This is a genomic window from Nonlabens sp., assembly GCF_047636915.1.
Lineage (GTDB): Bacteria > Bacteroidota > Bacteroidia > Flavobacteriales > Flavobacteriaceae > Nonlabens.
The window spans coordinates 1-10,988 of sequence record NZ_JBLIGN010000085.1; the positions used below are offsets into that span (position 1 = coordinate 1).

Here is a 10,988-nt window from a genome sequence, read left to right on the forward strand (position 1 = left end):
TATGTGATTAACAAAAAGAATCCAAAATTTAAACAAAGACAAGGTTAAGCTATGGCTAGAATTGCAGGGGTAGATATACCTAAAAATAAACGTGGAGTAATTGCCTTAACTTACATTTACGGTGTGGGTAGGAATAGAGCTCATGATGTGCTTATTGCTAGTGGCGTAAGTATCGATAAGAAGGTTAGTGACTGGGATGACGACGAAATTGGTAAAATTCGATCCGCTATTGGTGAGTTTACTATCGAAGGTGAACTTCGTTCTGAGACTCAGCTTAACATCAAACGTCTTATGGACATTGGATGTTACAGAGGGATTCGTCACAGATCAGGACTTCCTTTGAGGGGGCAACGTACTAAGAATAATTCTCGTACTCGTAAAGGAAAACGTAAGACCGTTGCTAACAAGAAGAAGGCAACTAAATAATAAGTAACTGATATGGCAAAGTCTAAAGCGGTAGCTAAAAAGCGTAAAGTAATTGTTGATAGTTTAGGAGAGGTGCATATCTCTTCATCTTTTAATAATATCTTAATTTCGCTTACTAACAAAAAAGGTGAGGTGATTTCATGGTCATCCGCGGGAAAAATGGGTTTTCGGGGTTCTAAAAAGAATACTCCGTATGCAGCGCAACTTGCTGCTGAGGATTGTTCAAAGGTAGCTCATGAGGCTGGTTTACGTAAGGTTAAGGCCTACGTTAAAGGACCCGGTAATGGACGCGAGAGCGCTATACGTTCTATTCACAATGCAGGGATTGAAGTAACGGAGATCATTGATGTTACTCCACTGCCGCATAATGGATGTCGTCCACCTAAAAGAAGAAGAGTTTAATTTAATTTTAATATCGAAGGATTATTTGATCATCGAAGGATTTAGACCTGAATTCATGATACATCTTTCAAAAAATTTACAAAATGGCAAGATATAGAGGTCCTAAGGCAAAAATTGCACGTCGATTTAGAGAAGCGATTTTTGGCCCTAGTAAAGCTTTGGAGAAAAAAAATTATCCTCCAGGGATGCACGGTAACGCTAGACGTCGTGGAAAGGAATCGGAGTATGCGGTTCAATTAAAAGAAAAGCAAAAAGCGAAATACACGTACGGTATCTTAGAAAAGCAGTTCAGACTGATGTTTGAAAAAGCAGGACGTAGTTCCGGAATTACTGGTGAGGTTTTGCTTCAGTTATGTGAATCACGTTTGGACAATGTTGTGTATCGCATGGGGTTGTCTAAAACACGTAGAGGTTCCAGACAACTTGTATCTCATAGGCATATTACGGTTAATGGTCAGTTGGTTAATATTCCTTCTTACCAGTTAAAGCCAGGTGATGAGGTTGCTGTTCGTGAGAAGTCCAAATCTTTGACTACTATAGACGATGCACTTACCAGTAGTGATCGTGTTTATGATTTTATTACTTTCAATAAAGCTTCTTTAAAGGGAACTTTCGTAAGCGTGCCAGAGCGTTTACAAATTCCTGAAAATATTAAGGAACAATTGATTGTAGAATTATATTCTAAATAATAATCAACCTATTTAATTAATCTTATGGCAATATTAAATTTCCAAAAGCCGGATAAAGTGATCATGATTGATTCAACTGATTTCGAGGGAAAATTCGAATTCAGACCGTTGGAACCAGGTTATGGACTTACCGTTGGTAATGCGCTTAGGCGTGTCTTATTATCTTCTTTAGAAGGATTTGCAATTACGTCAATACGCATTGAGGGAGTTGATCACGAGTTTTCAACTATTGAAGGAGTTGTGGAGGACGTGACTGAAATTATTCTAAATTTCAAGCAAGTTCGTTTCAGACGTCAAATCGATGAGGTAGACAGTGAAGTAGTAAATATATCATTCTCAGGTAAGGATCAGTTTACCGCAGGAGATTTGCAAAAGCATATCTCAGGTTTTCAAATTTTAAACCCTGAAATGGTTATCTGTAACACGGAAAGCAGCGTTAGTTTAAATTTAGAGCTCACTATTGAGAAAGGTAGGGGATATGTTCCTGCTGAGGAAAATAAAAATACCAATGCTGCCATGGGCACGATTGCTATTGACTCTATTTTTACTCCTATCAAAAATGTCAAGTACAGTATTGAAAATTATCGAGTTGAGCAGAAAACAGATTTTGAGAAATTAGTATTTGAAATTATTACTGACGGTAGTATTCATCCTAAACATGCTCTTACTGAAGCAGCCAAGACTTTGATCCATCACTTTATGTTATTTTCCGACGAGAGGATTACACTAGAGGCGGATGAAATCGCTCAAACGGAAACTTATGATGAAGAAAGTCTTCACATGCGTCAACTCCTGAAAACTAAGTTAGTTGATATGGAGCTTTCGGTTAGGGCTTTGAACTGCCTTAAAGCAGCTGAAGTAGAAACTCTTGGTGATCTTGTTTCCTACAATAAAAATGACTTGATGAAGTTCAGGAATTTTGGTAAGAAATCGTTAACAGAACTGGAAGAACTAGTAAATATTAAAGGTTTAAACTTTGGTATGGATCTAGCAAAATATAAATTAGACCGTGACTAGGTTTGTTCCTAGTTCAAGAATACAATAGAAAATGAAACACGGAAAGAAAGTAAATCATTTAAGTAGAAAGACGGCTCATAGAAAAGCTATGTTGTCAAATATGAGTTGTTCTCTTATTGAGCACAAGCGCATCAATACTACTGTAGCGAAAGCTAAGGCCCTCAAGCAATTTGTGGAACCTTTAATCACTAAGTCAAAGGAAGATACTACCCATAATAGAAGGTTGGTATTTGCAAAGCTTAGAAGTAAGGAGGCTGTAACCGAACTTTTTAGGGACGTTGCATCAAAAGTTGCTGATAGACCAGGTGGATATACGCGAGTTATTAAATTAGGAAACAGACTTGGGGATAATGCCGATATGGCTATGATCGAGCTTGTTGACTATAATGATATCTATAAGTTAGAGGCTGGAGCTAAGAAGTCAACTACTCGTCGTAGTAGAAGAGGTAAATCAACTACAGCTGCGCCAGTGGCAACTGAAACTAAATCTAATGAAGAAGAATAATTTTCTTTATAAGTTGTAGAAAACGGATCAATGATTATTTCATTGGTCCTTTTTTTTTGGATTATTTTTGAATTTAAATTGTTTATGGGATATTTAGAAAAAAAAGATGCCATTATTTTGTTGGAGGATGGTACTATCTTTCACGGTAAGGCAGTAGGTAAAGGTGGCACAGCCACTGGAGAAATATGTTTTAATACGGGCACAACGGGGTACCAAGAGGTTTTCACTGATCCCTCTTATTTTGGACAATTAATGGTAACCACAAATGCGCATATTGGAAATTATGGTGTTTCAAGTGGTGATGAAGAATCTGATTCTATAAAAATAGCTGGTCTTGTTTGCAAAAACTTTTCAGAAGTTTTTTCACGTGAAAATGCAGATGGTGACTTGCTTTCACTTCTTGAAAAGAAGAATTTAGTGATTCTGTCAGATGTTGATACACGTGCACTCGTCTCCTACATACGAGACAATGGCGCGCAAAATGCTATTCTATCATCTGAGTTAGATGATCTGGAAGAATTAAAGATGCAATTATCTAGAGTTCCTTCCATGAACGGTTTGGAATTAGCGTCTAAAGTTTCCTGTAAAGAGCCGTACTACTTTGGTGATGAAAACTCACCCATAAAGATTTCCGTATTAGATCTCGGAGTTAAAAAGAATATTTTACGTAATCTCGCTTTACGCGGTGTCTATATAAAGGTGTTTCCATATGATACCTCTTTTGAAATGATGAGTTCCTTTTCTCCAGATGGTTATCTTTTGTCTAATGGACCAGGAGATCCTGAGCCCTTAGCTGATGCTATTCAAACGGCCAAAGATATATTAACAGCCGATAAGCCTCTTTTTGGTATCTGTTTAGGTCACCAAGTTATTGCGTTAGCAAATGGTATTTCTACATATAAAATGCATAATGGTCATAGGGGCATCAACCATCCTATCTTAAATTTGGAAACAGGAAAGGGAGAAATAACTTCTCAGAATCATGGATTTGCAATAAGTAGGGAGGATACAGAAAAGAATACCAATGTTAAGATAACACATTATCATTTAAATGATAACACGGTTGCAGGTATCAAACATGTTTCTAAACCATGTTTTTCTGTTCAGTATCATCCCGAAGCAGGACCTGGACCTAACGACGCCACTTATTTATTTGATCAATTTATCAACCTTATTCATACAACAAAAAAAGTTACAACATGAGCACAATTATAGAAGTACACGCAAGACAAATTTTTGACTCTAGAGGAAATCCTACCGTAGAAGTTGATGTTTTCACATCAAATGGTGTTATGGGAAGAGCTGCTGTCCCCTCAGGAGCATCTACTGGAGAGCATGAAGCTGTGGAGTTAAGAGATGGTGGAAAGCCTTATATGGGTAAAGGTGTCGTTAAAGCGGTAAATAACGTGAACACCTTAATTGCTGCAGAGCTTTTAGGAACTTCAGTTTTTGAACAAGCTTATATCGATCAATTAATGATTGATTTAGATGGTACCCCTAACAAAGCAAAGTTAGGAGCAAATGCAATTTTAGGTGTTTCATTAGCATGTGCTAAAGCGGCAGCATTGGAACTCAATCAACCATTATATAAATATATCGGTGGTATCAGTGCTTGTACGCTTCCTGTTCCTATGATGAATATCATTAATGGAGGTTCCCATAGTGATGCCCCTATAGCGTTCCAAGAATTCATGGTGATGCCAGTGGAGGCAGATAGTTTTTCTCATGCCTTACAAATGGGTACTGAGATCTTTCATCACTTGAAGAAAGTACTTCATGATAGAGGGTTGAGCACTGCGGTAGGTGATGAAGGTGGCTTCGCACCTAAATTAGATGGAACCGAAGATGCGTTGGATACTATTTTATTAGCAATCAAAAATGCTGGTTATGAACCAGGAAAGCAAATAATGATTGCTTTAGATTGTGCAGCGGCTGAGTTCTTTGTAAATGGGATGTACGATTATACTAAGTTTGAGGGAGAAGCTGGTGTGATAAGAACCTCTGAAGAGCAAGCCGTATACCTCGCAGACTTAGCAGATAAATATCCTATCATTTCTATTGAAGATGGAATGGATGAAAACGATTGGGATGGATGGAAATTCCTTACTGAAAAAGCAGGTCATAAAGTACAATTAGTTGGAGACGACCTTTTTGTTACCAATGTAGAAAGACTTTCGAGAGGCATTGAGAACGATATAGCAAATTCTATATTGATTAAAGTAAACCAGATAGGTACCCTTACAGAAACGATTGCAGCAGTCACTATGGCTCACAAAGCTGGATATACCTCTGTGATGTCGCATCGCAGTGGAGAGACGGAAGATAACACTATTGCAGATCTTTCCGTGGCACTATCCACAGGCCAGATTAAGACGGGCTCAGCTTCACGATCAGATCGTATGGCAAAGTATAACCAACTACTTCGCATTGAAGAAGAACTCGCGGGTTCAGCTTATTTCCCTGGAAGAAAAGCTTTTCAGTTTTAAAGTTTCAGTACTATTTTACTTTCGCGAAAGCGGAATTATCAAAAGCCATCTAGACAATAGATGGCTTTTTTGTATAGTAATTTCATAATATCTAAGAATCAATTTAAATACATACCTAAAGGTGCCTTTCGGGTGCTTAAATCGTCTACAGCGATTAGTTTGTGAGGGTGTGTTTTAAATGTAGAAACTGGTCTAGAGCCCAGTGCAGTACAGTTAGTAGTCACATAAATTTTGTTAGTTTTTGGGACTTACAAATAGCATTAAGATTCCCTTTTTGGGTGGTCGTTCTGTTTTTATATAGATAGTTTCCTGCATTTGCGAAAGCGAAACCACAACCCACCTTTTATTCCTTTAATAGCTTTTGATAAAAAGACCAACTATATCGATAGAAGGAGGGCTAAAATTTTATTAAATTGTCTAATTTCAACTACTAATTTGTAGGAAAATTAGTAGTTGTGGCGTATTTTCGTAAATACACAATCCAAAATTTAAAAATGGCAGACAAGGCAATAATAGAGTTTGAAGGCAAGAAATATGAATTTCCTGTATTTACGGGCTCAGAAGATGAAAAGGCAATAGATATTAAAACGTTGAGAAGCGCAACAGGCGGACTTACGACCATAGATCCTGGTTATAAAAATACAGGCAGTTGTGTAAGCGCGATTACGTTTCTAAATGGTGAAGAAGGTATTCTTAGATATAGAGGATATTCCATTGAGGACTTAGCTGATAAAGCCGATTTCCTTGAAGTTGCCTACTTATTGATTTTTGGTGAACTACCTACTCCAGTTGAATTAGATAAATTCCATTCGGATATTAAGGCAAAGTCGCACGTAGATGAAGATGTAAAGAAAATTCTTGATGGGTTTCCTAAGTCTGCCCACCCTATGGGAGTGCTTTCTTCATTGACATGTGCGCTGATTGCTTTTAATCCAGTCTCTGTAAATGCAAATAGTAAAGAAGATGTTTACAAGGCGATTGTGACCATCATGGGTAAATTCCCGGTTCTCGTGGCATGGACGTTGAGAAAACGCACAGGACAGCCACTTGATTATGGAGATGATAACCTAGGTTACGTAGATAACATTCTTAAAATGATGTTTAAAAGACCTAATTCTGAATATAAAATAAATCCTATTGTTTCCAGCGCACTAAATAAACTATTAATCCTTCATGCAGACCATGAGCAAAACTGTTCTACGAGTACCGTACGTATTGTAGGTTCCTCACAAGCAGGTCTTTTTGCAAGTTTAAGTGCCGGCATTTCTGCACTTTGGGGACCACTTCACGGTGGAGCAAATCAAGCTGTTCTTGAAATGTTAGAAGCTATTAAGGAAGATGGTGGAGATACGAAGAAGTATATGGCTAAGGCTAAGGATAAAGATGATCCCTTTCGTTTGATGGGATTCGGTCATAGGGTGTATAAAAACTTTGATCCACGAGCTAAGATTATTAAAGCAGCGGCAGACGAAGTTCTGGAGGCACTAGGGGTAGATGATCCAATTTTGGCAATTGCAAAAGGCCTTGAGAAAGAGGCACTAGAAGACCCTTACTTTGTAGACCGCAAATTATATCCTAACGTAGACTTCTATTCGGGTATTATTTACCGTGCAATGGGAATTCCAGTAGAGATGTTCACTGTAATGTTTGCATTAGGACGTCTTCCAGGATGGATCGCACAGTGGAAAGAAATGCGCGAGAAGAAAGAGCCGATAGGCAGACCACGTCAAGTGTATATTGGTGAGAATTTAAGACCATTTAAAGAAGTGTCTAAACGATAAATTATTTTATTGATAAACTTAAAAACTCCTAAAAAAAAAGACTTTTGGGAGTTTTTTATGTGTTTTAATCAAATGACACCAATAAGAATTTTCAGCTCTCAACGTATCATATTTATCTTTGACATCGCTATCTCATAAAATTCGGCTGTACATTTTTATAATGGCCAAGAAGTATTACGAACAAATTAATCTGGAATCCACTAAGTCATCGCAATGATCTGAATCGCGCCAACTTATCTTTTGTTTTTTTAAAGAATTTATTTGGGAAAATAATTGAGATGTTCTTGTATTAACCATAGTAAATAAATAAATCTGCAGGTATTTTGAAACTATCTATTCAGCGCTTTGCCTGCCATAAGATCATGTCTTTTTCCCAAGCATTCCTATTTCCTTGTTCAAACTCTCTATCAACTAGTTTTATGATCTCTGTAAAAAATTCTGAAGATGAATGAACAAAAGCAGGGCAAACTATGTGTTTATTATGAAAATGATCTATTCTATCGGGTTCCATACTCCTCAGTATTTTATTTTGCAGCTCTTCTGTGTTCGTTACTTCGGCTGTTGAAATGATATTCTCTTAAATAAAACCCTCTGTGAGTTGCCCTTTATGATTTTTTTGAGTCCTGTTTTCGAGAGTGTGTTTGCTACTTTGCGAGCAGATCAATGAGATAAGCGTTCTACGCCATTTCTGATACTAAAAATAAAGCTGATTTAATATTGTTAATTGCTCCTTACCGTCCGGCTGTTTTCAGTTTTTCATTTTCACAATTTAGGAGGAGAAACAGAATCGAGATACAGGATAAACGTCAGAGCATATTTTTTTTAATTCGCTTTTTGTAGATGAAGTTATTGATTTTAAGCGGGCGCTCCATTAAAACAAATAGTTTTTAAGTAAAAAACGATTGCGTAATTTGTATTAAATGCTAGTCTTAATTACTAAATTCGCTTTATGAAAAAAATCAATCTTCATGTAACTGATGAGACTTCACGTCTTAGAAGTGTCGTCTTAGGAATTGCACGCAGTACAGGTCCCACACCAGCTGCAGAGGAAGCTTACGACCCAAAATCTAGGGCGCATATAATCGCAGGAACCTATCCTTCAAATGATGATATGGTAAATGAAATGGACGCTGTAGCTTTGGTTTTTGAAAAATATGATGTGCAGGTCTTTAGACCCATGCAAATTCAAAATTGCAATCAGATTTTCACTAGGGATATAGGTTTTGTGATTGATGCTATTTTTGTGAAAGCAAACATTCTCCCAGATCGTGAGGAAGAGATAGAAGCTATTCAATACATTGTCGATCAAATGGAGACTCATCGTGTAATACGTCCACCAGAAGAGGTACACATAGAAGGTGGAGATGTTATGTTGCACGGCGATTATATTTTTGTAGGCACCTATCGCGGTGAAGATTATCCAGATTATATCATTGCTCGCACCAATATACAGGCGGTAGAATGGTTAGAAGTCACCTTTCCCCATAAAAAAGTAGTTTCTTTTGATCTAAGGAAGGATAATCTGGATCCTTATAACAACGCACTGCATTTAGATTGTTGTTTCCAACCCGTAGGGAAAGACAAGTGCATCATACATAGGAACGGATTTTTACAAGAAGAAGAATATCAGTTTTTGATAGGCTTATTTGGTCGTAAGAACTGTTTTGAGATCACTCAAGAAGAAATGTACCACATGAACTCTAACATCTTCTCTATTGCACCAGACGTTGTTATTTCAGAAAAGAATTTCACACGTTTAAATGTCTGGTTGCGCAGCCATGGAATTACCGTAGAAGAAGTTCCTTATGCAGAGATTTCCAAGCAAGAAGGACTTTTGAGATGCTCCACTTTACCCTTAATTAGAGACTAGATGAGACAAATAACTGATACTATTTTAATGGTGCGTCCAGTGCAGTTTCGCTCCAACGAAGAAACAGCTGTTAATAATTATTACCAAGATGGTAGGATAAAAATCTTGGATCAAAACGAGAAAGCACAAAATGAATTTGATGTTCTTGTAGCAGCTTTACAAGAAAAAGGTGTCTGTGTATTACTGGTACAAGATCAAATAGAATTTGATACACCAGATTCTGTATTCCCTAACAACTGGATCTCTACTCATGAAAATGGAGATATAGCTTTGTATCCCATGTTTGCTGAAAATAGGCGTAGGGAAAGAAGGCCAGATGCTATGGAATTGATGGAAGCAGAAGGTTTTCAAATCAATAACGTTATCGATTACACCAGTGCAGAGGACGAGGGTTTCTTTCTAGAAGGAACAGGAAGTCTCTTACTAGATCGAGTAAATCGCAAAGCGTATTGCAGCTTATCTGCTCGTGCAGATGAGGAACTGATGATAGAGTTTTGTGAAGATTTTGAATACACACCTGTAATCTTCACCTCTTATCAAACGGTGGAAGAGAAGCGATTGCCCATTTACCACACCAACGTAATGATGGCGCTGGGAGAGAATTATGCAGTGATTTGTCTGGATTGCATAGACGATAAAAAAGAGGCTAAGAACGTTCTTAAACATCTTAAAGAGGACGGTAAAGAAGTGATTACTATTACCGAAGCTCAAGTAAACTCTTTTGCAGGTAATATGATGCAGGTCAGTAACGATAAGGGAGCACGTATTTTAGTGATGAGCGACCAAGCCTATAAGTCACTAACGGTCTCTCAAATTGGCAAATTGGAAAATTACAACGAGATTATTCATCCATCTATTTCTACTATAGAAACTTTAGGAGGTGGTTCTGTAAGATGCATGATGGCTGAGGTTTTTTTGCCTAGAGTATAAGTTCCATTTTAAATTATATCAAAAGATGCGGAAGTAATTTTGCCTTTTGATACTTGTGTTGTGGTTTCATTTTATGGAATTTATCTTTTATAAGCTTCCCTTTTATTTATTCTCATGGCGGTCCTATTTTTACCGATATCATCTGTGATTTTTAACATCATTTCCCAGTGGCAATATGCCTGATCATTCCAGTAAAAATAAAGTAATGAAATGGCAACATGCTGTACCAGTATAATCTACCCCAAATTCCTCTAGGTCTAAAAGTAGCTGTTTGATGAACGATATTATTCTCATCGATTTCAAATTCCAGCCAGGCTTCTCCAGGAACGCGCATTTCCGCAAATAATAGCAGTCGTTTTTCTTCTTTGTCTGCCACAAGAACGCGCCAAAAATCCAGAGCGTCCCCAGCATAAATAGTTGTAGCATTAGTGCGGCCACGGCGCAAGCCTACACCGCCGAATAATTTATCCACCGCGCCACGTATTTTCCACAAAAATGTAGCGTAATAATAGCCGTTATTCCCTCCGATGGACCAAATGCGTTCTAAGGCAGCTTCTGGATCTGTTGTTGCTAGTTTCTGACCGTCTTTAAGGCATCCATAACTGGGGACTTTTTTATATTTATTAAGGCTGCGTTTAAAGCGGCCACTTACCATAGAGTCTTTCCAGCTGCTCACGACTTGATTTTGCTCAATTTTTGCAAAGGCCATATTCAATGCCTCTTGATAGCTATAGAGCTCAATTTCTAACCTTTCTGCAAGGTCATTTTTTGAGGCGATGACTTCTACAGCCATACTGTCTACTAGGTTTTGGGCGAGCTTATAACTGGTGCTGGTTACAAAATACAACCAGTAACTACTCAGTTTAGGCGTCATTACTGGAA

At 37.7% G+C, this 10,988-nt stretch carries 12 protein-coding genes; 11 read left to right on the forward strand and 1 reads right to left on the reverse strand.

Features of this window, described 5'->3' with window-relative positions; translation table 11 throughout:
* From ACJAT0_RS10880 to ctlX, 11 genes are all read left to right on the forward strand, one after another.
* The coding region (locus ACJAT0_RS10880; protein ID WP_415181675.1) for a 50S ribosomal protein L36 at positions 1-48 on the forward strand (48 nt) is incomplete at its 5' end.
* Positions 49-51: 3 nt separating this feature from the next.
* Positions 52-426, forward strand: coding sequence for a 30S ribosomal protein S13 (gene rpsM, locus ACJAT0_RS10885; RefSeq protein ID WP_415181666.1), 375 nt, complete (start codon positions 52-54; stop codon positions 424-426).
* 12 nt (positions 427-438) lie between these two features.
* Positions 439-828 carry a 30S ribosomal protein S11 gene (gene rpsK, locus ACJAT0_RS10890; RefSeq protein ID WP_374002590.1) on the forward strand — a complete coding sequence of 130 codons (390 nt, stop codon included), beginning with the start codon at positions 439-441 and terminating at the stop codon, positions 826-828.
* A gap of 83 nt (positions 829-911) precedes the next feature.
* Positions 912-1,517, forward strand: a complete 606-nt coding sequence (gene rpsD, locus ACJAT0_RS10895; protein WP_415181667.1) for a 30S ribosomal protein S4 — start codon at positions 912-914, stop codon at positions 1,515-1,517.
* A gap of 24 nt (positions 1,518-1,541) precedes the next feature.
* Positions 1,542-2,534, forward strand: a complete 993-nt coding sequence (locus ACJAT0_RS10900) for a DNA-directed RNA polymerase subunit alpha (RefSeq protein WP_415181668.1) — start codon at positions 1,542-1,544, stop codon at positions 2,532-2,534.
* 31 nt (positions 2,535-2,565) lie between these two features.
* A complete protein-coding gene (rplQ, locus tag ACJAT0_RS10905) occupies positions 2,566-3,039 on the forward strand; it encodes a 50S ribosomal protein L17 (RefSeq protein ID WP_374002593.1) in 474 nt (157 codons plus the stop codon).
* Between the two features lie 84 nt (positions 3,040-3,123).
* The gene (carA, locus tag ACJAT0_RS10910; protein WP_415181669.1) at positions 3,124-4,242 is read left to right on the forward strand and encodes a glutamine-hydrolyzing carbamoyl-phosphate synthase small subunit; all 1,119 of its coding nucleotides are present in this window, start codon (positions 3,124-3,126) and stop codon (positions 4,240-4,242) included.
* Complete coding sequence (gene eno, locus ACJAT0_RS10915; RefSeq protein ID WP_415181670.1) at positions 4,239-5,525, forward strand: phosphopyruvate hydratase; 1,287 nt, start codon at positions 4,239-4,241, stop codon at positions 5,523-5,525. The genes carA and eno overlap by 4 nt, the downstream gene beginning before the upstream one ends.
* A gap of 494 nt (positions 5,526-6,019) precedes the next feature.
* Entirely contained in the window at positions 6,020-7,306 is a 1,287-nt protein-coding gene (locus ACJAT0_RS10920; protein WP_415181671.1) for a citrate synthase, read from the forward strand.
* Positions 7,307-8,255: 949 nt separating this feature from the next.
* Entirely contained in the window at positions 8,256-9,176 is a 921-nt protein-coding gene (locus ACJAT0_RS10925; RefSeq protein ID WP_415181672.1) for a dimethylarginine dimethylaminohydrolase family protein, read from the forward strand.
* Positions 9,177-10,106: a citrulline utilization hydrolase CtlX gene (gene ctlX, locus ACJAT0_RS10930; protein WP_415181673.1), complete on the forward strand. Its 930-nt coding sequence runs from the start codon at positions 9,177-9,179 to the stop codon at positions 10,104-10,106.
* Positions 10,107-10,263: 157 nt separating this feature from the next.
* Here the strand turns inward: ctlX and ACJAT0_RS10935 are convergent.
* A partial coding sequence (locus ACJAT0_RS10935) for an SDR family oxidoreductase (protein ID WP_415181674.1) occupies positions 10,264-10,988 on the reverse strand: 725 nt, incomplete at its 5' end.